Source organism: Sphingobium sp. CECT 9361, assembly GCF_918741285.1.
Classification (GTDB): domain Bacteria; phylum Pseudomonadota; class Alphaproteobacteria; order Sphingomonadales; family Sphingomonadaceae; genus Sphingobium.
Genome location: NZ_CAKKNC010000001.1, coordinates 1,098,108 through 1,120,568 on the forward strand (window position 1 = coordinate 1,098,108; position 22,461 = coordinate 1,120,568).

The 22,461-nt window shown below is 61.0% G+C and carries 19 protein-coding genes; 12 read left to right on the forward strand and 7 right to left on the reverse strand.

Annotated features, from left to right (window positions below; translation table 11 throughout):
• Positions 1-48: 48 nt before the first annotated feature.
• The 5 genes from LQ220_RS05095 (at position 49) to LQ220_RS05115 (ending at position 8,554) form a co-directional block, all read left to right on the forward strand.
• Positions 49-1,275: a heavy-metal-associated domain-containing protein gene (locus LQ220_RS05095; protein WP_230187172.1), complete on the forward strand. Its 1,227-nt coding sequence runs from the start codon at positions 49-51 to the stop codon at positions 1,273-1,275.
• On the forward strand, positions 1,272-1,904 hold the full coding sequence (locus LQ220_RS05100) for a chromosomal replication initiator DnaA (protein ID WP_230187173.1): 633 nt from the start codon (positions 1,272-1,274) through the stop codon (positions 1,902-1,904). Before LQ220_RS05095 ends, LQ220_RS05100 begins: the two co-directional genes overlap by 4 nt.
• Positions 1,905-1,957: 53 nt before the next feature.
• Positions 1,958-4,099 carry an RNA degradosome polyphosphate kinase gene (locus LQ220_RS05105; protein ID WP_230187270.1) on the forward strand — a complete coding sequence of 714 codons (2,142 nt, stop codon included), beginning with the start codon at positions 1,958-1,960 and terminating at the stop codon, positions 4,097-4,099.
• 3 nt (positions 4,100-4,102) lie between these two features.
• Complete coding sequence (locus LQ220_RS05110) at positions 4,103-5,623, forward strand: Ppx/GppA family phosphatase (RefSeq protein ID WP_230187174.1); 1,521 nt, start codon at positions 4,103-4,105, stop codon at positions 5,621-5,623.
• 411 nt (positions 5,624-6,034) lie between these two features.
• A complete protein-coding gene (locus LQ220_RS05115; RefSeq protein ID WP_230187175.1) occupies positions 6,035-8,554 on the forward strand; it encodes an esterase-like activity of phytase family protein in 2,520 nt (839 codons plus the stop codon).
• Between the two features lie 189 nt (positions 8,555-8,743).
• Here LQ220_RS05115 and LQ220_RS05120 read toward each other — a convergent pair whose 3' ends face one another.
• A complete protein-coding gene (locus tag LQ220_RS05120) occupies positions 8,744-9,370 on the reverse strand; it encodes a TetR family transcriptional regulator (protein ID WP_230187176.1) in 627 nt (208 codons plus the stop codon).
• Positions 9,371-9,461: 91 nt separating this feature from the next.
• Here LQ220_RS05120 and LQ220_RS05125 point away from each other — a divergent pair, with 91 nt between their 5' ends.
• From LQ220_RS05125 to LQ220_RS05145, 5 genes are all read left to right on the forward strand, one after another.
• A complete protein-coding gene (locus LQ220_RS05125; RefSeq protein WP_230187177.1) occupies positions 9,462-10,127 on the forward strand; it encodes an O-methyltransferase in 666 nt (221 codons plus the stop codon).
• Between the two features lie 386 nt (positions 10,128-10,513).
• Positions 10,514-13,570: a carboxypeptidase regulatory-like domain-containing protein gene (locus LQ220_RS05130; protein ID WP_230187178.1), complete on the forward strand. Its 3,057-nt coding sequence runs from the start codon at positions 10,514-10,516 to the stop codon at positions 13,568-13,570.
• Between the two features lie 167 nt (positions 13,571-13,737).
• Positions 13,738-14,403: a glutathione S-transferase family protein gene (locus LQ220_RS05135; protein ID WP_230187179.1), complete on the forward strand. Its 666-nt coding sequence runs from the start codon at positions 13,738-13,740 to the stop codon at positions 14,401-14,403.
• Between the two features lie 27 nt (positions 14,404-14,430).
• On the forward strand, positions 14,431-14,817 hold the full coding sequence (locus tag LQ220_RS05140) for a VOC family protein (protein WP_230187180.1): 387 nt from the start codon (positions 14,431-14,433) through the stop codon (positions 14,815-14,817).
• 126 nt (positions 14,818-14,943) lie between these two features.
• Positions 14,944-16,890 carry a calcium-binding protein gene (locus LQ220_RS05145; protein WP_230187181.1) on the forward strand — a complete coding sequence of 649 codons (1,947 nt, stop codon included), beginning with the start codon at positions 14,944-14,946 and terminating at the stop codon, positions 16,888-16,890.
• A 50-nt stretch (positions 16,891-16,940) separates the two neighbouring features.
• Here LQ220_RS05145 and LQ220_RS05150 read toward each other — a convergent pair whose 3' ends face one another.
• From LQ220_RS05150 to LQ220_RS05175, 6 genes are all read right to left on the reverse strand, one after another.
• Positions 16,941-17,552: a carbonic anhydrase gene (locus LQ220_RS05150; RefSeq protein ID WP_230187182.1), complete on the reverse strand. Its 612-nt coding sequence runs from the start codon at positions 17,550-17,552 to the stop codon at positions 16,941-16,943.
• A gap of 56 nt (positions 17,553-17,608) precedes the next feature.
• Positions 17,609-18,493, reverse strand: a complete 885-nt coding sequence (locus LQ220_RS05155; RefSeq protein ID WP_230187183.1) for a bestrophin family ion channel — start codon at positions 18,491-18,493, stop codon at positions 17,609-17,611.
• Positions 18,494-18,620: 127 nt separating this feature from the next.
• Entirely contained in the window at positions 18,621-19,097 is a 477-nt protein-coding gene (locus tag LQ220_RS05160) for a DUF1178 family protein (protein WP_230187184.1), read from the reverse strand.
• The gene (locus tag LQ220_RS05165) at positions 19,094-19,924 is read right to left on the reverse strand and encodes a carbon-nitrogen hydrolase family protein (protein WP_230187185.1); all 831 of its coding nucleotides are present in this window, start codon (positions 19,922-19,924) and stop codon (positions 19,094-19,096) included. Before LQ220_RS05165 ends, LQ220_RS05160 begins: the two co-directional genes overlap by 4 nt.
• Positions 19,925-19,929: 5 nt before the next feature.
• Positions 19,930-20,187 (reverse strand): glutaredoxin 3, encoded by a 258-nt coding sequence (gene grxC, locus LQ220_RS05170; RefSeq protein ID WP_230187186.1) that lies wholly within the window; start codon positions 20,185-20,187, stop codon positions 19,930-19,932.
• Between the two features lie 48 nt (positions 20,188-20,235).
• Positions 20,236-21,009 carry a ComF family protein gene (locus LQ220_RS05175; protein WP_230187187.1) on the reverse strand — a complete coding sequence of 258 codons (774 nt, stop codon included), beginning with the start codon at positions 21,007-21,009 and terminating at the stop codon, positions 20,236-20,238.
• Between the two features lie 72 nt (positions 21,010-21,081).
• Here LQ220_RS05175 and LQ220_RS05180 point away from each other — a divergent pair, with 72 nt between their 5' ends.
• Positions 21,082-21,948 (forward strand): class I SAM-dependent methyltransferase, encoded by an 867-nt coding sequence (locus tag LQ220_RS05180; RefSeq protein WP_230187188.1) that lies wholly within the window; start codon positions 21,082-21,084, stop codon positions 21,946-21,948.
• A complete protein-coding gene (locus tag LQ220_RS05185) occupies positions 21,948-22,457 on the forward strand; it encodes a 2'-5' RNA ligase family protein (RefSeq protein ID WP_230187189.1) in 510 nt (169 codons plus the stop codon). Before LQ220_RS05180 ends, LQ220_RS05185 begins: the two co-directional genes overlap by 1 nt.
• Positions 22,458-22,461: the final 4 nt, after the last annotated feature.

Sequence of the window (22,461 nt, forward strand, 5' to 3'; positions counted from 1 at the left end):
CTTGGCTTCGTCGGCAAATGCCGTCAAAAGGGCGCCGTGACCCTGACCATGCCCCAAATTCGCCCATTGCATATCGTAATCCTGCTGCTGCTTGGGCTCGCCGCAGCGATATTGGTCGCGCAAATCGAAGGCGAGAGAGGCGTTCCGCCCATCGCCAGCGGCGGCGATTTCGAAGTGAGTGGCGTGAAGGTCGACGTTGCTGCCGCCAATGCCGAAGCGGCACGCTATGCTGGCTGGCGGCAGGCGCAGCGGTTGGCGTGGAAGATGCTGTGGAACCGCACCAATGGCGGGACAACGGCACCGGGGCTTTCCGATTCTCAGCTTGAAGCCATTGTGTCGGGTATCGAGATACAGTCAGAACAGGCTGGCCCGACCCGCTATGTCGCGACGCTGGGCGTGCTGTTCGACCGTGCGCGGACCGGGCAGATACTGGGCGTGCAGAGCCGCTCCATGCGTTCCCCGCCGTTGTTGGTGATTCCCATCCTTTGGGAAGGCGGCACGGCGACCTCCTATGAGACGATTAACGAATGGCAGAAGGGCTGGGCACGTTTTCGCACGGGCGACAGTGCCATCGATTATGTGCGCGTTGCGGGCAATGCCGCCGATCCGTTGCTGCTGAACGCTGCGCAGGCCGGACGTCGCAGCCGTAACTGGTGGCGTGTATTGCTGGATCAATATGGCGCGGCGGATGTCGTCGTGCCCATTGCGCGGCTGGAACGGGCATGGCCGGGCGGGCCAGTCACCGGGCGGTTTACTGCGCGCTACGGGCCGGACAATGCGCTGATCGGCGGCTTTTCTCTGCGCGCCTCGAACGAAGCGGCGGTCCCGCAGATGATCGATCAGGCCATCCAGCGGATCGATGGCCTTTATACGCAAGCGTTGCTGGAAGGCACGTTGCGACCCGATCCGTCGCTGATCATTGAGGAGCCGGTAGACGAGGACGCTCTGGCCATCGAGAATGCCAGCGATGCGCCGGTGGATGTGATCGACGTTCCGGCGACGACTGCAACGACCGCGAGTTTCTCGATCCAGTACGACACGCCGAGTGCCACTTCCGTAAGTCAGAGCGAGACCGCACTGCGCGGTATCCCCGGCGTCCGTTCGGCAGCGACCACCAGCCTTGCGCTTGGCGGGACGTCCGTCATGGCGGTGACATATGATGGCACGGCAGACGCCCTTCGCGCGGCGCTTCAGTCGCGTGGATACACGGTGTCCGCGTCGGGCAATACGTTGCGGATCAGCCGTCGGGGAGCGGCCCCGGCTACGGGGCAATGAGCCAGATCAGCCTGCCTTTCGATTGGAGTGACCAGAACGCTTCGGCGGATGATGGCTTTATCGTGAGCGACGCAAACGCGCGTGCGGTGCGTCATCTGGAGGGATGGCACGACTGGCCTGTGCAGGTGAGTGTGCTTTCCGGCCCGCCCCGATCCGGTCGATCGACGCTGGGACGGCAGTTTGTGCGGCTGTCCGGCGGCAATGTGATCGATGACGCGGAAAGGGCAGGGGACGAGATTTTATTCCACGCCTGGAACCGGGCGCAACTGGATCGACGGCCCTTGCTGATGATTGCCGATGCTGCTCCGCAGCGATGGACGGTGGCTTTGCCGGACTTGCGCTCTCGTCTGGCCGCCGTGCCGCATGTACGGATCGAGGAGCCCGACGATGCCCTTGTCCGTGCGTTGATCGAGAGTGGGCTTGCGCGTGGTGCCGCCTTGTGGTCGCCGGATCTGCCCGACTGGCTGCATCGTCGGATTGAGCGCAGCTATGCTGCCATTACCGAAGTGATCGCGTGCCTTCATGCTGCGTCCCTTTCACACGGACGAAAGATTTCCGTGCCATTCGCTAAAGAGACCCTGCAAAGCGCAGGTTTTCTGCCTATAGTCTGGTCCGACCCGGAACCATAGTTGCGGAGAGCCTCGTGAAACCAGATATCGCAGTGACCCAAAAGGAAGCCTCCTTGGCCGAAGTCGATCCGTCCGCAACTTTGGCCGCAGCGCCAGAGAGATACTTTAACCGTGAATTGAGCTGGCTCAGCTTCAACCAGCGAGTCCTGGAAGAGGCCATGAACCCCGCGCATCCTCTGCTGGAGCGGTTGCGGTTCCTGTCGATTTCGGGTGCGAATCTGGATGAGTTCTTCTCCGTTCGCGTTGCCGGCTTGAAGGGGCAGCAGCTGCAGGATGTCGATCTGCGCTCTGCGGACGGCCTGACACCCGCGCAGCAACTGACGGCAATCGCGCAGGAGACAGATCGCCTGATGACCGCGCAGCAGCGCGTCTGGCATATACTGCATGAAGAATTGTCGGCTGTCGGGATCGAAGTCGCGGCAAGCGATGTCAGCTTGGGCGAAAAGGCCGATAGCTGGCTGTCCAACCATTTCCTCACGCAAATTTTCCCGATTCTGACCCCGCAGGCGCTGGACCCTGCGCATCCCTTTCCGTTCATCCCCAATCAGGGTTTGTCGATCGTTTTCGATCTGGTGCGCCTTTCGGACAAACAGCCGATCCGCGAACTGGTGATGATACCGGCGACGCTCGCGCGGTTTGTGCGCGTGCCTGGCGAACCGGCGCGGTACATGGCGCTGGAGGCGGTGATTCGTCGCTTCTGCGACAAGTTGTTCCCTGGCTATCGCGTGAAGCATAGCGGTGTCTTCCGCATCATCCGCGACAGCGACATCGAGATCGAGGAAGAAGCCGAAGACCTCGTCCGCTATTTCCGCAGCGCTATCAAAAGGCGTCGTCGCGGTCGCGTGATACGGCTGGAAGTCGAGGCAGGCATTCCTGCGGCGGTCGAGGACATGCTGCAGGATATGTTGCAGGGGCACGAATCGATCATCGCGGAGATCGACGGGTTCGTGGGGATCGGCGATCTTTCGGGGATCGTGGACGAAGATCGCCCCGATCTGAAGTTCGAGCCTTATGCGCCGCGCTTCCCGGAGCGAATCCGTGAATATGGCGGGGATTGCTTTGCCGCGATTCGGGCCAAGGACATCGTCATCCACCACCCCTATGAGAGTTTCGACGTGGTGGTCGCGTTCCTGAAACAAGCAGCGGATGATCCCGATGTCGTGGCGATCAAGCAGACACTGTATCGCGCGGGCAAGCAATCCGCTGTCATCCGTGCGCTGATCGACGCTGCAGAAGCGGGAAAGTCCGTCACGGCCGTCGTCGAATTGAAGGCGCGATTCGATGAGGAGCAGAACCTGTTGTGGGCCAGCGCGCTGGAACGGGCTGGAGTGCAGGTCGTCTACGGCTTCATCGATTGGAAGACGCATGCCAAGATTTCGATGGTCGTGCGGCGCGAAGGCGAGCAGTTCCGTACCTACTGCCATTTCGGCACGGGCAATTATCATCCGGTAACTGCGCGGATTTATACCGACCTCAGCTTCTTCACCGCCGACCCGCGGGTGGGGCGCGATGCAGCGTCGCTGTTCAATTACATCACCGGCTATGTCGAGCCGCAGCATCTGGAGCGTCTCATCATGTCGCCGCGCGATCTGCGCGGAAAGTTGTGCGATCTGATCGACGCGGAAATCGTGCATGTACGCGAAGGGCGTCCGGGTACGATATGGGCGAAGATGAACTCTCTCGTCGATCCTGCGATTATTGAGAAGCTCTACGCCGCCAGCAATGCAGGCGTGCAGGTGGAACTCGTCGTGCGCGGCATATGTTGCCTGCGCCCCGGTGTGCCCGGACTGTCGGAGAATATTCGCGTTAAGTCGGTCGTCGGGCGCTTCCTGGAACATAGCCGCATCACGGTGTTCGGTAACGGCAAGCCGCTGCCCAATAACGGCGCACGGGTATTCATCAGCTCGGCGGACTGGATGCCGCGCAATTTTGATCGGCGTGTCGAGTATATGCTGCCGTTGGAGAATGAGACGGTGCACGATCAGATTCTCGATCAGGTGATGGTCGCGAACCTGATCGACAATGAACAAAGCTGGGAACTGGATAGCGATGGACGCTATCACAGGCTGGAGCCGGGCGAACGTCCATTCAACCTGCATCGCTATTTCATGACCAATCCTTCGCTGTCCGGGCGCGGTGCTGCCATGCAGAGCAGCGATGCGGTTCCAACCCTCAGCTTGCGTCGGCGTAGCTGATCCATGGCATCGATGCTTAACCTGATCCGTGCGGCCGCGACGCGCGGAGATACGGCCACGTCGATCGAAACGCGGTCGGCGATTATCGACATCGGATCGAACAGCGTGCGCCTTGTGGTGTACGATGGCCCGCGGCGCATTCCGTTTATCCTGTTTAACGAGAAGGTCATGGCGGGGCTGGGGGCCTCGCTGGGCAAGACCGGCATGATCGAGCCGGGTGCCATGAAGCGCAGTCTGGCTGCGCTGGCCCGGTACCGGCATCTGTGCGAGGAAATGGGCGTTGCGTCTTTGCGATGCGTTGCAACCGCGGCGGTGCGTGATGCGGACAATGGCGGGGAACTGATCCGTCGGGCTTCTGCGTTGGGCCTGAAGGTCGAACTGCTGAGCGGTGCGCAGGAAGGTGCGGCTTCCGGCTATGGCGTGTTGTCGGCCATCCCTGGCGCCAATGGTATCGTCGGCGATCTGGGCGGCGGAAGTCTGGAGCTGGTACGCATTCGCGATGGCGAAGTGCATGAGATTACTTCGCTGCCGCTGGGTGTGCTGCGCTTGCCAGAAGTGCGGGCCAAGGGGCAGGGCGCGCTGGATCGTTACGTTAAAAAGCTGCTGAAGAAATCCGGGTGGGACAAGATCGAGCCGGGTCTACCCTTCTACCTCGTGGGCGGATCATGGCGGTCGCTGGCACGGCTGGACATGCACCTCAACCAATTCGCGCTGCCGGTGATCCACCATTATGAGATGCCCGCGGATCGGGCAGCGCGTCTGGTGCGCGTAGTGAGCCATATGCAGCGCGAGACGCTGAAGGACATACCGGGACTGACCGGGACGCGCATTCCCACTTTGCCGGGAGCAGCGGCGTTGCTGTCCGTGATGGTGCGGCAGTTAAAGAGCAGCACGTTGGTAGTGTCAGCCTATGGGCTGCGCGAAGGCCTGCTTTTCGAGAAACTGCCCAAGGCTGTGCGCGACGAAGACCCGCTGCTGGTCGCGGTTGAAGCCGAGGGCGAAGCGCAGGGGCGCTTTACGGGGCATGGCGACCTGATCGAAAATTGGATCGCACCATTGTTTCTGGAGGATGGCGCGAAGTGGCGGCGAATACGGCGCGCGGCGTGCCTGCTGGCCGATGTCGGATGGCGCGCAAACCCCGATTTCCGGTCGCAGCGGGGCGTGGAAATCGCGCTGCATGGCAACTGGGTCGGTATCGATGTCGAAGGTCGGGCAATGCTGGCGCAGGCGCTCCACAGCAATTTCGGCGGCGGGACGCAGGTGCCGGAAGAACTGACGCGGCTGGCGGCGCCGGACGCGCTACGGCGGGCGGCGTTGTGGGGCATGGCTATCAGGCTGGGTCAGCGGCTTTCGGGTGGGGTCGAAGGGCCGCTACTGGGCGGTCGGCTGGACGCGGATAGCGAAACGCTGACCCTGGTTCTGCCTGCGCGACACGCGGACCTGTACGGCGAAGCGGTGGAACGGCGGCTGAAGAATTTGTCGCAGGCTTTGGGATTGAAATACAAGATGGCGGCGGAGGGATAAATCGCCCTTTGAGGGGGCGCGCCCTATCAAGCCCAGCGGTCGGCCTCGATCTTGACGAGCACCGTGTCGGACGACTGATACGGATCAACGCGATCAGGCCAATTCCCAAGTCCACAATGCCCAGCAGTGCTGTTCCAGCCCCACGTTGAGCGCTTTGAGGTTCGCGGACTGAGGAAGAGGACGTCACATGGGATAGCGCGCGTCTTAAGCCTCTTCTCGACCTGTCCTTATCGATTTGGCCACGTTCGCAAGTTGATTTATAAATTCGCCTAGGCCGTTGATTTCGCCTGCTATGATTTTCATGCCTGTTCGAAGGCAGAGCATCATCATCGAACTTTCATCATACTGCCCTGAAACCGTAACATCCGTCACTTAGCAGCACGTCCATCACGTTTCGTGGTGGGGGGTATCATGAAGATTTGGGGCTTTTATTCGACCGTATGTGGTGCGGCGGTAGCGACCGGTATGCTGTTTACAGCGAGCCAAGCTTTTGCGCAGTCTGCGCAAATCCGAACGGCCAACGTCACGAATGTGGAAGGCGCAAGCAGCGTCACGCTCGGTGGGAAGACATTCACCAACAAGGGGCTGACCGGTGCCGGTCGGCTGGACGCGAATGCGCTCGACTTCCGCAATGAAACCCTTGGCAGCTTTTCGGGCATGGCCATGAACCTGTCGACCTGGCGGCGTAATTCCAACGGGAGCTATACGAGCAGCATCGCAACCTTGCCCGACCGCGGCCCGTTCGATGGCGCGATCGATTATCGCAATCGCGTTCACACCCATGATATTGCCTTTACGCCGCTGAACGGCACCGCGATCCTGCCGCAATTGCCTTCGTCGCAAAGCCAATTGACGATCACCCCGACCGGCGGCTTCACCTTAAAGGACACGGACGGGATCGAAATGACCGGCCGCGATCCCGGTGCGAAAACCGTTACCCGGGCGGGCATCGTCTATCCCAGCGCGACAGATGGCACGGCTGCCGGCCACATCAGCCTGGACGCAGAGGCCATTGCTTTCCGGCCGGACGGGACTTTCTACGTTTCCGATGAATATGCAGCGGGGCTCTATTATTTCGACGCGACCGGGAAGCAGATCGGCGCCATTCAAACGGTACCTGCGCTGTTGCCGCGCACTAACGGGGCGATCAACTTCAACAGCACCACGCCTGGCCAGACCGGCCGCCGCAATAACCAGGGCCTGGAGGCGATGGCGATCACGCCGGACAACAAGAAGTTGGTGACCATCCTGCAGTCGGCGACGGTGCAGGATACCAATGGCGCCAATCAGCAGACACGCAGCAATACGCGCATTCTGGTTTACGATATCAGCGCAAACGCCATCCCGACCAACCCGGTCGGACATTATGTGCTGCAATTGCCGGTTCTGAACAACAACGGGTCGGGCGGCGCACCCGATCGTACGGCTGCTCAATCGGAAATGCTGGCGCTGAATGATAACCAGTTTCTTGTGCTTGCCCGCGACAGTCTGGGCCGCGGTGTCGCCGCCAACGCGAGCACGAGCACCACGCCGCTGTTCAAGAGCGTCCTCCTGGTCGATACGACCGGGGCCACCAACCTCGCCGGAACGCCATATGAAACCGGCACCACCCCGATAGCCAGTAACGGCGTTCTGATCCCCGCCATCGTGCCGGTTCAGCAAGTCGAACTGGTCAACATGTTGAACCCGACGCAGCTTGCGCGCGTCGGCATGAATATAACTCGGCTCCCCCGTACCAATGCGACCACGATCGGCGAAAAGTGGGAAGCGATGGCGCTGGCGCCCGTGCTGGAAGAAAATGCGCCGCAGGACTTCTTTCTGTTCGTTGGCAATGACAATGACTTCCAGGGGACCAACATCCGCTTCAACGGCGTGTCCTCCGCTTCCGGTGCGCTGGATGGCACGGGGAACAATGACAGCATCCTGCTGGTCTATCGGCTGACGCTGCCTACCTATGTAGATCCGCAGGCGCTTGCAGCGATGAACGCGATGGCGCCGGACGTCCTCTATGGCACGCGCATGGCGATGAACGGCCTGGGCATGACCGCGACGCAGCCAGCAATGCGCTTTCTCAATGCACAGCGCAGCGTAGGGGCGCCGGAGGGGGTCCGCCCCCGGGCGCAGCTCTGGATGGACGGGGACTGGAGCAAGATCGGTGCTGGTGCCAGCCCGCTGACGGGACTCGACGTCGATACCATGGGGACTACGCTGGGTTTAGATGTGCCGCTGGGCACTGGCGTCCGTGTTGGCGTCATGGGCGGCTACCGCAAAATGGACGGCAAACTGGCCTATGGCGCACCACTGGACGCGGATGCATGGACGGTCGGCGCTTATGCTGGCGCGTCGTTGCCGATGGGCATCTATGCGCAAATCTCGGCGGCGTGGCTCGGCGACGTGAAGTTCAGGGAGATCGGGCGTGCCTCGGCCTACGGTCAAACGGCAACTGGCAAGACCAAGGGTGAAGGCTGGGCCGTGAGCGGAGAAATCGGTTGGCGTTTTCCCGTGGGCCGTGTCGGCGTCACGCCATTTGCCGCTGTGGATTACACCGACCTCGACCTGGACGGCTACACCGAAAGCGGCGCGTCGGTTTCCAACATCGTTTACGCCGATCGCAGCTTCAAGAAAGCTACGATCAGCATGGGCGGCGAACTGAGCGTCGATATCGGCGCGATCCACCCGGCGATCCGCGGCGGCTATAGCTTCGAACAGGAAAGTGGCGACAAAAGCGCAGCGGTGCGCCTTGCCAGTGCGGAGCACAGCATGGGTTCGGCATTGCTCTCTTTGGGCGATACCGAGCGCGATACGGCCTTCGCCGAACTACGCATTGCGATGGGCGACGGCCCGGTTTCGGGTTACGTGTCTGGCCGTGGCCGTTGGGGCCGCGGCAACGATGACGCTCGCGTTACCATCGGCGTAGGGTTTGCGCTGTAATACGCGCTGTCGGGCCAGCATAGCCGGTGGCTGCGATAGCGCTGTCACCATTCTTCCTGCGTGCCCATGCGATTTTTGCGTGGCATGGGCGCAATTTTGAGGGGGCGTGGCGACAGCGAGAGGCTGTCGCTTCGCCCGTGCTGCCATCGGGCCCGGCGCAGGGGTGAGCCGCATACCGTGTGCGACTTATCAGCACAATACCGTCAGATAGGCGCTCAACATATCCGCCATTGCATCCGAATAGGCGTCGATTTCGGCGTCGGCGCGCGGCGTTTCGGAAAAGTGCTTTCCCACCTGGCTCAATGTCGTCTTCAAAAGATCGGCGACCAGCGCCCGTTGAGCATCTGATCTGTGTGGCAATACTTCCTCCATAAACTGCGAAATTGCCGCGTGGGCGGACGTTTTTGCTGCTATCGCTTCTGGCGCGTCGCGATAGAGAGGGGCCGCATCGTTCAGCGCGCCGCGTACCGCTGCCTCTTCACACTCTGACCGCAAGAAAGCGTGCGTCAGAATGCGCAGCCTTTCCCGTGGCGGCCTTTGCTTGTCTTCGAGAATGGCCCGCAGCAGGTTGCTAGTCTGACGCCATTCGTCGCTTTGCAGGCGGAAGAGGATAGCCGCCTTGTTCGGGAAATATTGATAGAGCGAACCCACGCTCACCCCGGCTCGCTCCGCGACCCGAGCCATCGTAAATCGCTGTGCGCCTTCCTTCATCAAAACCTGAACAGCCGCTTCGAGAACCGCAGTGACCAGCCCTGAAGAGCGCGCCTGCTTGGGCTGTTTGCGTGAGGAAATCAGGGGTTTTCGGGCTTCTGTCATGCTTGCTCCCGCCAATGCGAATAGCAAATATGACGAACTATTCGTATTTCTGGAGCCGCGCAAGAACGCCGCACCTTAAATGGAGTTGTCTATGTCCACCCTGACCGAAATCCCCGTCGTCCCCCTCCTCGACCGGCTTTTCGAAGAAGCCGATGCGACCAGTCCCCAGACCAGTCTCGCGTTCGCGAATGTCTCTGCGGAGGAAAGCGCGCGGCTAATGCAGAGCCGCACCGAATATCGCGCCTTTTATGGCGCGCTTAAGGACTTCGCGCTTCCCGTGTCGCGGGAAACAGGGAGGCTCCTCTACATGCTCGCCCGCATTGCAGGTGCCAGCTCAATCGTCGAGTTCGGGACATCGTTCGGCATCTCCACCATCCATCTTGCGGCAGCCCTGCGTGACAATGGTGGCGGGCGGCTCATCACGAGCGAATTCGAACCCGAAAAGCTGGCACGCGCCAGGGACAATCTCATCGCCGCCGGGCTGGACGACCTCGTCGAGTTTCGAGAGGGCGATGCGCTGGAGACCCTTGCTACCGATCTGCCCGAGAGCATAGACCTACTTCTGCTTGACGGGGCGAAAGCGCTATATTCCGACATACTCGACCGGGTGGAGGTCCGGCTGCGCCCCGGCGCCCTGATCGTGGCCGATAATGCCGATCACTGCCCTGCCTATCTGGAGCGCGTGAGGGCGCCCCAGAGCGGATATATGTCCATTCCGTTTGGCGACGAAGTCGAATTGACGATCCGTCTGACCTGAAACGAGGCAAGGGGTCGGAGGCAGGGCATCACGACCTCCGACCCCAATAAGACGTTAAAGCCGCGTTCTATGTTCCTCGGTTTTTAGACGGTCGGCCGACGATGCAAAGCTACGCCGATGATTAGCAATGGTTGAAGGTTGATGCGCAGTCGTCCGGATATTCTGGCCTGCGCTGGAATGTTTCCAAGCGATTTCACCTGTCATAAATAAGCAACATGTTGCGCAAAACCCGGCGTAACATTTACCGTAATATCATTTCCCTCGAACGCTTTATCGCGACGGTCCTGCGCATGGCGTTCGGGAATATGCGGGGTGTCGGCCCCTTCCTGAACACTGAAACAACAGGGTTGGTCGCAAAGGCCACCCCGCATTTCATGCGAGGGACAATGACGAAAATTCACAACATGCGCCGCAACCTCCTGCGCACCGGTTCGGTGCTTCAGGCGATGATGGTGTTGGGCGGCGGCACCCTGCTGTCCACCACGATGCCGACGGCGGCATTTGCGCAGGATTATACCAACGTGTCCGCGTCGGGCCGCGTGGTCGACGCACAGGGCAATGGCATCGGTGGCGCGACGGTCGAAATCACGTCGAATGCGCAAGGTTTCAAGCGCACGGCAACCACGGACGATACCGGGTCTTACCGCATTCCGGCTCTGCCGCCGGGCAGCTATAGCTTCACGATTACTGCTCCCGGCCAAGCACCTTTCACCGATCCGGCCGTCACCTTATCGGCAGGCGGCGGCGGCAACACTTTCCGCCTTAATGGCCCGGCGGGCAATGCTGCGGCCGCTGATGGAGGCGATGCCATCGTTGTGACGGGCGCACGCGTCCAGGTTGCCGATTTCGATCGGACCACAACTGGCGCAGTGATCGATCTGGGAGAATTGTCGAAACGGATTCCAGTCTCTCGCTCGCTTAATCAGGTCATCCTGCTCGCACCGGGCACGACACAGGGCAGTTCAGGGTCGAACAGCGCCTTTGCCAATCAGTCGAGCATCAGCGGCTCGTCCTTCACCGAAAACGCCTATTATGTGAACGGCCTCAACATCACTGAATTCCGGCAGGGATTTGCGCCGGTGTCGGTGCCGTTCGATTTCTACGAAACGGTCGAAGTGAAGACCGGCGGCTTCCAGGCGGAATTCGGTCGGGCGACCGGCGGTGTAGTCAACGCAACCACCAAGCGCGGCACCAACGAGTTTCACGGCAGCGTCCTCTTCAACTGGGAACCCAATTCGCTGACAGACGATGCGCCCAACAGTTATCAGGCGGACAATGACGGCGACTACACCAATCGCACGGACACGGTATTCCAGTTGAGCGGCCCGATCATCAAGGATCGTTTGTTCTTCTATGGCCTGTACAATTTCCGCGATTCGACCGTCGAAAACGGGACGACCGGCGCCGTCGATGATGACGGCAACCTGTTCGCGGCGGGCAACCGGTCCACGCGGCAGCGGACGACCAGCCCGTTTTACGGCGGCAAGATCGACGCGATCATAACCGATGGGCATCGCCTGGAAGGCACCTATTTCAATACGACCCAGATCACCAACACCAACACGACCATCTATAATTCCGACACGAATGAGCGGGGCGCTTCCGTAGGCGGCAGCCGTATCCGTGCGGGTGGCGAGAACTATGTCGGTCGCTACACCGGCACCTTTGCCCCCTGGGTCACGCTGTCGGCTGCCTATGGCGTCAACAAGAACCGTGCAGGCACGCTGCCGCTCGATACCGTCAATCCGCGGATCATCGATCAGCGCAGCGGCACCGCGAGCGAAATCGGCAATCCGGTTGGGTCGGTCGTGACCAATGACGACAAGCGCGAATTCTATCGTGCGGACGTCGATCTGTACTTCAACCTGTTCGGGTCGCACCATATTCGCGGTGGCTATGACCGCGAAGACCTGACGGCGAAGCAGATTTCGGCAAGTCTCGGCGGTGGCACATCGACCTATTTGCGTGTCACCAGTGCGACGGACCGTACTGGCCTGCCCGTAGGCACCGAGTATGTTCAGACCCGGACGTTCGAGAATGGCGGGTCTTTCGGCACCCGCAACGAAGCCTTCTATCTGCAGGATAGCTGGTCCTTGTTCGACGACCGACTGACGCTGCAACTGGGTATCCGCAACGACCGGTTCACCAACAAGGACGCCGCCGGCAACGCGTTCTACGAGTCGGGTGATCAGTGGGGACCGCGTCTGGGCTTTACCTTCGATCCGGCAGGTGACGGACGGACCAAGATATTCGGCACCTTCTCCCGGTATTTCGTACCCATCGCCGCCAACACCAATATTCGCGGGGCAGGGCGCGAACTGGACTACACGCGGTTTAACGTGCTCGACGGTGTGAACGCGGATGGCACGCCGATACTGGGCGCACCGGTGCTGAGCGTCGCCAATGCGCGCCCATGTCCAGATACAGGTGTTGCCAACTGTGTGGTCACTGGCAACGGGGAAATTACCGATCCCACGGCCTTCATCGCTCAAGGCCTGAAGCCGCAATCGCTGGATGAATACAGCTTCGGCGTGGAAAGGCGGTTCGGGCCGCGGATCAAGCTGGGCCTCAACTTCACCTATCGCAAGCTGGGCGAAGTGCTGGAAGACGTCGCGATCGACCAGGCGGCTCTGGCCTATTGCACGTCGCAGGGTTTCAGCGCCGACGATTGCGGGCAGATCTATACCGGCTTCAGCCAGTATGTGCTCGTCAATCCCGGCAAGGATGCCAGCATCCAGTTGCTGGGCCTGCCCGATGGCACGACGCCGGTAGTGGACTTCACCGCCGAGCAACTCGGCTATCCCAAGGCGAAGCGCACGTACAAGGCAGTTACCTTCACCTTCGATCGGGAGTTCGACGGCAAGTGGAGTCTGTCGGGCTCCTATACCTGGGCGAGCCTGAAGGGTAACTACGAAGGGGGCGCAAAATCCGATGTGGGGCAGGCCGATACCGGCGCCACGCAGGACTTCGACCAGCCGGGCCTGACGCTTGGCTCCTACGGCTATCTGCCGGGCCATCGTCGTCACTCGTTCAAGGTCTATGGGTCTTATCAGGTGAACGACATTGTTACGTTGGGTGTGAATGCGTTCATCCAGTCGCCCAAGAAGTTCGGCTGCATCGGCGTCGTGCCGACATCGGTCGATCAGTTTGCGGCGGATTATGGCGCAGCCGGTAACTTCTGCGGGGGTGCTCTGGTGCCACGCGGTACCGTGTTCAAGAGCGACTGGCGCAAGGAGGTCAACCTGACCGCCGCGTTCCAGGTGCCGGGTGATTTCGACGCCAGCATTCGCTTCGATGTGTTCAACGTGTTCAATTCCAAGTCGGCGCTCGACTTCGACGAATTCGGCGAAGACGACGGCGGCAACGTCAACCCAAATTACCGTTCGCCACTGGTTTTCCAGGCACCACGTTCGGCACGGGTTCAGTTGCGCGTAGGTTTCTGACAGCGCCTGCGTAACTGATCTTTAGAAAAGGGGGCGGTCCCTTGCCGCCCCCTTTTTTGTGTCTGTCGCGGATGGCGGCGATCGTTTCACCGGCAATATTGGTTGTGTTTTGCAACGCAATGAATAGAATTGCACCATCCGACCAGGGAATCTCAGGGAGAGAGACGATGATCCTTTATGGCATGCGGCCGTCGCCGTTCGTACGCAAGGTGCTGTTCTATTTAGAGGAAAAGGGCATCGATTTTGAGCTGCGACCCGCCGGGTTGGGTATTGGCGGCGAAGAATTCGCCAAGGCGTCTCCCTTCGGCAAGTTTCCCGCACTGGTCGATGGCGATTTTTCGATCAGCGACAGCAGTGCGATCGTCCATTATCTTGAAACGCTGTATCCTGAGCCGAACCTGATCCCGACGGAAGCAAAGGCGCGAGCGCGGGCGGTCTGGTTCGATGAATTCGCGGATACGGTATTGTTTGCGACAGGCGGAAAGATATTCTTCAACAGGATAGTGGCCCCCAAGTTTATGAAGATTTCGGGCGATCTGGCTGCCGCCGACGCAGCCGAGCGCAACGAGTTGCCGCGCCTGCTCGATTATATCGAGGGCGTGCTGCCAGACAGCGGCTTTCTGATCGAGGACCGGCTGACCCTTGCGGACATTGCCGTCGCCTCGCCCCTGATCAACCTGGCCTATTGCTGTCCGCCGATGGATAGCGCGACTCATCCGCGACTGTGCCGGTGGTTGAATATGCTGAAGACTCGGCCGGCGTTCGCATCGGTCCTGGAGGAGGAAAGACCCCTGATCGAAGCGATGGCAACGCAGCCTGAGTTGGTCCTGTAATTCACAAAGCGAAAGTAGGAAAAATCTATGTTTAGCCATATCATGCTGGGTTCGGACGATCTGGACGCATCCAAGAGGTTTTATGACGCGACACTGGGCGTGCTGGGCGCCAAATCCGGTCAACAAGACCCCAAGGGTCGGTTAATCTGGATGACCCCGACGGGCGTCTTTATGGTAACCAAGCCCATCAACGGGGAACCGGCCTGTTACGGCAACGGAGCCACCATCGGCTTTGCGATGGAGTCCCCCGAACAGGCCGATGCATGGCACGCGGCAGGCGTGGCAAATGGCGGCACCGCCTGCGAAGATCCGCCGGGGGTGCGCGAAGGCTCGATGGGCAAGCTCTACCTGGCGTATCTGCGCGATCCTGCCGGGAACAAGCTGTGTGCGCTCCACCGGATGCCTGCGGAATAATGGCGGGCCGGACGTGCGACAGATCGTGCGTCCGGCAATTTTCCCTCCCTTCCGAAAAAGGCGGTTAATCAGGCTTTTACAATCACCGGGCCGTTGCTAGACGATACGCGATCAGGGGGGATTGTCATGGCCATCATTACCGGGACTATACGCAGCGACAGACTTGTCGGAACCGAGCAGGACGACATACTCAACGCGCTGACCGGCTTTTCGGACGAGGTGGATGGCGCAGGCGGTTACGACAAGCTGATCGTCGATTATTCCGCACTGCGGCCGACATCCTATTCCTGGATCACGATGGACGATGCGTTGAGCGGCACCATCGGTTTTCCGTTGGCCAGTGATTTCGTCAGTTTTCGACGGATCGAAGCACTGGATTTGCGGCTGGATAACGGCACCAACCAATTCGAGTTTACGGCCCTGAAGCCGTTTAACGGAAAGGTCGTTTCTGTCGACGGCGGATTGGGTATCGACAGCTTCAAGTTCGACGCTCCCACGTTCGACAACGTGTCTTTCAAGGTGGATGCGACCGGCGCGGTTACGCAAAATCTTGGTCTGACGCTGACCAATTTCGAAGCGTTTCAGCTGTATGTCGGTGGCGGTATCAATACGATCACGACCGGTGCGCGATCTGACATCGTGTCCGTCGGCGTGGGAACAAGCGCCATCGCAACCGGCGCGCACAACGACACCATCATCGTGCATGGCGGACAGGATATCGTGGACGGGGGCGACGATTGGGACACGCTGTCTATCGAAATGGGCGGTAGCATCGCGTCCTATGCGCTGGTGCATGACCGCTTGAAAGCCACTGCGTCCATTGCGGGCGTGGTGACGGCAAAGAATGTTGAAGTCGTGAACGCCGTGCTGGGATCGGGCGCGGACACGATCACTATGAACGAAGGGTGGAACGGTGCGATCAATTCCGGGGCAGGCGCGGATGTGTTCCGCCTCACCCGGCCACGGGGCATGTCGATCGATGGCGGCGCGGGCATCGACTTTGCCAGCGTCAACCTGAGCGGAGTGTATGCCGATCGTTACAGCGATCTGGTTGCGGACGGTCTGGGCGGGTTGCAGGGCAGAGTAGGCGGCAATGGCGTACGCAATATCGAAAAACTGTATCTGACCCTCAGTAAGTCCGACGACTTCGTTTCGGTCGATACGGCACCTTTGTTCACGGGCACGGTCTTGACCATGCTGGGGGGCGAGGGGAACGACCGTTTGACGCTCCAGATGAGTGCCGGAGCCTCCGCCAAAGTCGTATGGGGCGCTGATGGGTCGCTCAAACTGGGAACCGGCCAGTTCAGCGGTTTCGAGGATTTCACGTTAATCGGCACCAGCGGCAGCGACATCCTGAAAGGCGGGATCGGCAACGACCGGCTGTTCGGGGGCGAGGGCCAGGACAAGCTGTATGCGTCTTTAGGTAACGACGAGTTGCATGGCGGCGCGGGTAACGACCATTATTTTGTTGATATCGATACTAACCCCACATCGCTGATCGAAGAAGATGGGGAAGGCACGGATACGGTTTTCGCCAGCGTCGGTACGTTTCTATTCTACAACCTTGAGATCCTTCGGCTGACGGGCGCTGACGACATTTCCGGAGCCGGCAATGGTCTCGCCAATATGATCGTTGGCAATGCAGGATCGAACTTGCTGTTTGGATATACCGGGCGCGATAATATTTCAGGTGGCGATGGGCACGATACGATATTTGGTGGCGAGGATGCTGATACGCTTACTGGCGGCAATGGCTTCGACACATTTTACTTCGAAGCCCTGCAATCATCGGCGGAGCGGGATACGATCACCGATTTCGGGGTAGGCGGAGATCAAATGTTCCTGCCACATGAGGTTTTCACTGGCCTTGGCGACGTAGAATTTCCCACAAGGTTGCCTGCCGCATATTTCAACGCGGGGACGAAGGCGGCGACGGCGGATCATCATGTCATTTATAACAAGGCGACCGGGATACTCTATTATGATCCCGATGGCGTTGGCGGTGAGGCGCAGATCCAGATTGCGCTGCTGTCTAACAAACCGACTTTGAGTGCATCGGACTTCCTGCTCTGACCGAGTGGCGGGTCAGATGCTTAACCCGACCCGCCGCCCCATTCGTTTAGTTACAGCCAGCGGACTTCGCCGGTGGAGAGGCTGTAGACGGCGCCGACGACTTTGAGTTCACCGCGTTGTTGCGGTTCCAGCAGCATCGGTTCGGAATATTCCTGCAGCCGTTCTACCATGCGGCGGACGTTTTCCTCAACCGCGTGCTCGACGAGGTCGCCGTCGGGATGGGCACGCTGGGCGGCCATGACGGCTGGGAGGATAGGTTCGACCATGCGGCCGATGCTGCCGGGGAAACGCGCGTCTTTCGTCACGATGTCAGTCGCGGCGGCAACCGCGCCGCATTTTTCATGACCCAGCACGACGATCAGCGGCACGCCGAGCGCCATGACCGAATATTCGATCGAGCCCATACCGGCAGTGTCGACGTTGTTACCTGCGGTGCGGACGATGAAGAGTTCGCCCAGACCTGCGCCGAAAAGCTGTTCCGGGCCGACGCGCGAATCCGAGCAGCCGACGAGCGTGGCGAAAGGCTGCTGACCCTGCGCCAATTCGAGGCGGCGATCACGGGACACGTCCGCTTCGACAGGCTTGTCCGCCATGAAAGCAGCGTTGCCGTCCTTGAGGCGTTGCAGGGCTTCGTCAGGGGTGGGCTGGCCGGAAGTGGGCATAATAATCTCCTTTAAGGGGTGAAGGGGGCGTAGGACAGTGTGCTGTGCGGGATCATCTACCACAGCACGCCATTAACAGGTTTGACTGGGGCAAGCGGGGTTTCGCCGATGCCCTGCAGCAAGTCGATCTCGATCGTGCGGCACATCGCGCTCAAGGGTACGTCGTGCACAGTGTTGGCGAAGGGATCGACCAGATCGTCGCCGATCCGCAGCACCGCCAGAAACATGAGGCCTGCGACGGTCGAGCCGAGCGGCGTCGCAAAGCCCAGCGTCTCCACCAGACCGATGGGCAGCAGGATGCAGAACAGGTGAGTGAAGAAATAGGGAAAGAAACGATATTGATTGGGTAGCGGGGTGTTCTTCAGCCGCTCCATCCCGCCCTGTGCATTGGCGATGTCGATCAGTACCTGTTCCATCTGCGTCTGCTGAATGGTGTCGATCCACCCGGCGCGCTGTGCCTCCGATATGCGATGGCCGGTGCCGTCGAGCAGGCCGTTGGAGGGATTGGCGCGGGCCAGGGTAGGCTCCGCTTCGCCTCTCGACAGAAAGCGCAACACTTCCTCATCGCATGGTTGGCGGCGCAACTGACAGCGCAGGGCGTTCACATAGGCAACCTGACGCAGCACGATGGAGCGGCGCAGGCTGGTTGCTTCTTCCCGATGCAGGAAGTTGTTGGCGGCGCGGGCGAGGCTGCGCGAGGCATTGATCATCGCGCCCCACAGCACGCGCCCTTCCCACCAGCGCTGATAGGCGGAATTGTCGCGAAAACCCAGGAACAGTGCGAGCGCCGTACCGAAGATGGTGAGCGGCAGTGCAGGTGCCTTGAACGGCAGGACGTAATAAACGACGGTCACCGCGACATCCCAGATCGCGAGAACCAGCAGGGGTTTCCAGACATCGCGCACGATATGGCTGATGCGTGGAACGGCATCGACTATCACTCTTATCTCCCGAGATGGCGGACGCATAACACCGAAAAACAGTTTTGGATGCGGTAAGCCGGCGCCGCTATACTTTATAACGGCGAGGTAACAATTTGTTACGTTTACAGGGCGGGAGGCAGGGTGGTCAGTTCTGCGCCTTGGGCGGGATGACCGGGAAGGGCAGGGGGGCGACGGGGACGCCTTCTTCCATCAGCGCCTTGGCTTCTTCAGGGGCGACTTCGCCGTGGACGCTGGCGTGATCCTGCTCACCATAGTGCATGGCGCGCGCCACATCGGCGAATTGGCGACCGACCCATTGCGAATCCTTGAGCGCTTCGCTTTGCGCCTTGGCGAGCTGTTCGATGACGGCGCGGGCCTTGGCGGCCTCCACAGCTTGCGGGCCTTGCGCCATGGCGACGGAAGAGAGGGCGGGTGTATCGCTGCGGCGGTTTGACTTGGCGGGGATGGCGGGCGCCATCAGCGCCTTGTCGATGTCCGGGTCGCCACAGATAGGGCAGGTTAGCAAGCCACGGGTGCGCTGATCCTCATAATCGGCGCTGGAGCCGAACCATGCTTCGAAGGGGTGGCCGTGGCGGCTGCATTTGAGGTCGAATACGATCATGTGATGGTCACTACCGGAGGAACGGGGCGGCGGTTGGCGATGGCGGGGATGCGGGCGCGGACGGCGGCGACCTGATCAAGGTCGATGTCGACGACCGTAACTTCTCTAACATCGCCCATATCGAGCAGGGTCGTGCCCCACGGGTCGACGACCAGACTGTGGCCGTAGGTCGTGCGTCCATCTGCGTGCTGGCCGACCTGCGCGCAGGCGATGACGAAGGCGCCGGCTTCGATGGCGCGGGCGCGCAGGAGGGTGTGCCAGTGCGCTTCGCCGGTGGGGACGGTGAAGGCGGCGGGGACGAGCAGGATAGTGGCCCCGGCATTGGTCAGGGCGCGGTAGAGGTCCGGGAAGCGCAGGTCGTAGCAGACCGATAAGCCGACACGCGCAAATGGCGTATCGACGGCTACCACGGTCTCGCCTGGGGCATAAGTACTTGATTCTCGCCAACTTTCTCCTGTTGGAAGATCGACGTCGAACAGGTGCATCTTGTCATAGCGCGCGCGGATCATACCGCTGTCGTCGATCATGAAGGAGCGATTGCTCCACCGGCCATCTTCGCGTTCGTCGGAACAGGCCAGCGATCCCAGATGGACCCAGATGCCCGATTTGGCCGCGGCTTCGCGGACACGCGTCAGCACCAGATTGTTGACTTCGTTGGTGACACGATCCGCCGCGCGCTTGCGATCCCGGTCGAGATAGCCCGCCATTTCGGGCGTGAACAGCATGTCTGCGCCCAGCGCCTTGGCGCGCCACACCGCATCGACGATCGCGTCGGCATTGGCCGACGGATCGATCCCGCTGGTCATCTGAAAAAGCGCAGCGCGCATGACGGTCAAAGGCCCAGCAGCGCGTCCAGCTTGCCTTCGCGGTTGAGGCGTCCCAGATCGTCGCTGCCGCCGATATGGCTACCGTCGATGAAAATCTGCGGCACAGTTACGCCGCCATTGCTCCGTTCCAGCATTTCGGCCCGCTTTGGCCCGCCCATGGTGATGTCAAATTCCTCGAACGCCACACCCTTGTCATTCAGCAATGACTTCGCGCGCGCGCAATAGCCGCAGAACGCCTTTGTATAAATTTCAACGTGCGCCATTAAACGGGAAACTCCTTTGTGTAGAGATTGGCAGCGGAGCGTCGTTTGTCAATCGGCCTGCTCCGTTGTTTCGGGCATAACGCGCGCCCAGCATAAAAGGGTAACGGATAGCGCGCCGCCTTTCCGCAATGCCGCTGCGCAGGCATCGGCGGTTGCACCGCTGGTGTGGATATCGTCGATCAGGATGACGTTGCGGCCCTTCAGCGGGTTGGGGTTTGCGCCCGACAAACGAAACGCACCGCGCACCGCCTTCCGCCGCGCTTTTGGTCCCATGCCGCGCAACGGGGGTGTGCGGCGGGTGCGGATGAGGATTTCGTTGTCCACCGCAATGCCGCTCAACCGGGCGAGATGGTCCGCGATGATCGCCGACTGGTTGAAGCCGCGCCACCACAGGCGCCAGCGATGCAGCGGCACGGGGACGATAAGCATAGTGTCCCGATCCCCCTCCGGCACATGGCGCACCATCTGCGCCGCGATCAGACGCGCAAGGCCGATGCGCCGCCCATATTTGAGTTTGAGCGCGATGGTGCGGGCAACGTCGCCATAAGCCAGCACGGCACGGGCGCGGTCGATTTCCGGTGGATCGGCAAGGCAGGCACCGCAGAGCGCATCCGGCCCCATGTCGAAGGGGAAGGGGATGCCGCAGCAGTCGCAGCAGGGCGAGCCGAGGAAGGTCATCCCCTGCCAACAGGAAAGGCAGAACCGATGATCGTCCTCCACGATGACGCCGCAACCGGGGCAGCGCGGGGGCAGCGCATAATCGACGGCGATGCGCGTCAGGTGCCGGACGGGGGAAGGGACGAAACGGAACAGCGCGCGCATAGCCCCTTGTTCCCCGACGTGGCGCGTAGCACAAGGCGCGCCGCCTCCTTTTTCTACGGTATTCTAAAAGCTATGTCCGACTCGCCCCAAGCCCCGGAGATTTTCGACCATCGCCTGCGCGCGATCCGGCGGGACCGGGCAGCGCGGGATTTTGCCGCGCATGATTTCCTCTATCGGCACATGGCGGACGAACTGATCGACCGGCTGGCGGACGTGAAGCGCGATCTGGCCGATGTGCTGGTGGTCGGCTGTCCTTCGCCTTATCTGGCGGCGCAATTGTCGGCGATGGGCAAGCGGGTGGTCTGCACCGATCCGGGCTATGTCAATGCAGCGGCCTGCGGCGGGGTGCAGGCGGATGAGGACGCATTGCCGTTTGCTGACGATAGTTTCGACCTGATCGTGGCGTGTGGGACGCTGGACAGTGTGAACGACTTGCCCGGTGCGCTGGTGCTGATGCGCCGGATATTGCGGCCGGACGGGCTGCTGCTGGCGGCATTTGCGGGAGCGGGGTCGTTGCCCGTGTTGCGCGCGACTTTGCTGGCGGCGGAAGGCGACCGGGTGGGGCAGCATATCCATCCGCAGATCGATGTGCGGGCGGCGGGCGACCTGTTGAGCCGTGCGGGGTTGGCGATGCCGGTCGCCGACGGGGATGTGCTGAACGTGCGTTATGGTAGCCTGTTTGGGTTGCTGGGCGATCTGCGCGGGATGGGGGCGTCCAACATGCTGCGCTCTCGCCCGCCGATGTTGAGCCGTGCGGTGCTGGGGCGGGCGGCCGAGATATTCGCGCAGGCCGCCGATCCTGATGGCAAGACGACCGAGCGTTTCGCGATAGCCTATCTTTCGGGTTGGAAGCCCGATGCGACGCAGCCCAAGCCCGCGCGGCGCGGGAGTGCGACGGTATCGCTGGCGGAGGCGCTGAAAAAAGGGTCAAGCGCCTGATGGCGCAGGCTGCGCCGATCATCGTGACAGCGACGATGGGGGACGCGGACTTTGCATGGGTCGATGGATTGCGGCGCGCGCATTTCCCGCCGGAGCGTAATGTTTTGTCTGCGCATATCACGCTGTTCCACCATTTGCCGCCGTCGGTGGAGGGGGAATTGTGTGAGCGGTTGAAGATGCTTTGTGCGGGGCCGCCGCCGAGCGCGACTTTATCGGATGTGCTGCATCTGGGGCGGGGGGTGGCCTATCGGATCGAATGTCCGGCGCTGGCGGAGATGCGGCGCGATCTGGCGGAGGCGTTTCACGGGCTGCTGACGCCGCAGGACAGCGCGCCGCCACGCTTGCACGTCACGATCCAGAACAAGGTGTCGCCGGAGGACTCGCGTGCGCTGTTCATTGCGCTGAAGGCTGCGTTTCAGCCCCGGCCTTTCGCTATCAGCGGGCTGGCCGCGTGGTGGTATCGCGGTGGCCCGTGGGAGGCCATCCGCGCTTACCGTTTTCGCGGCTGACCCG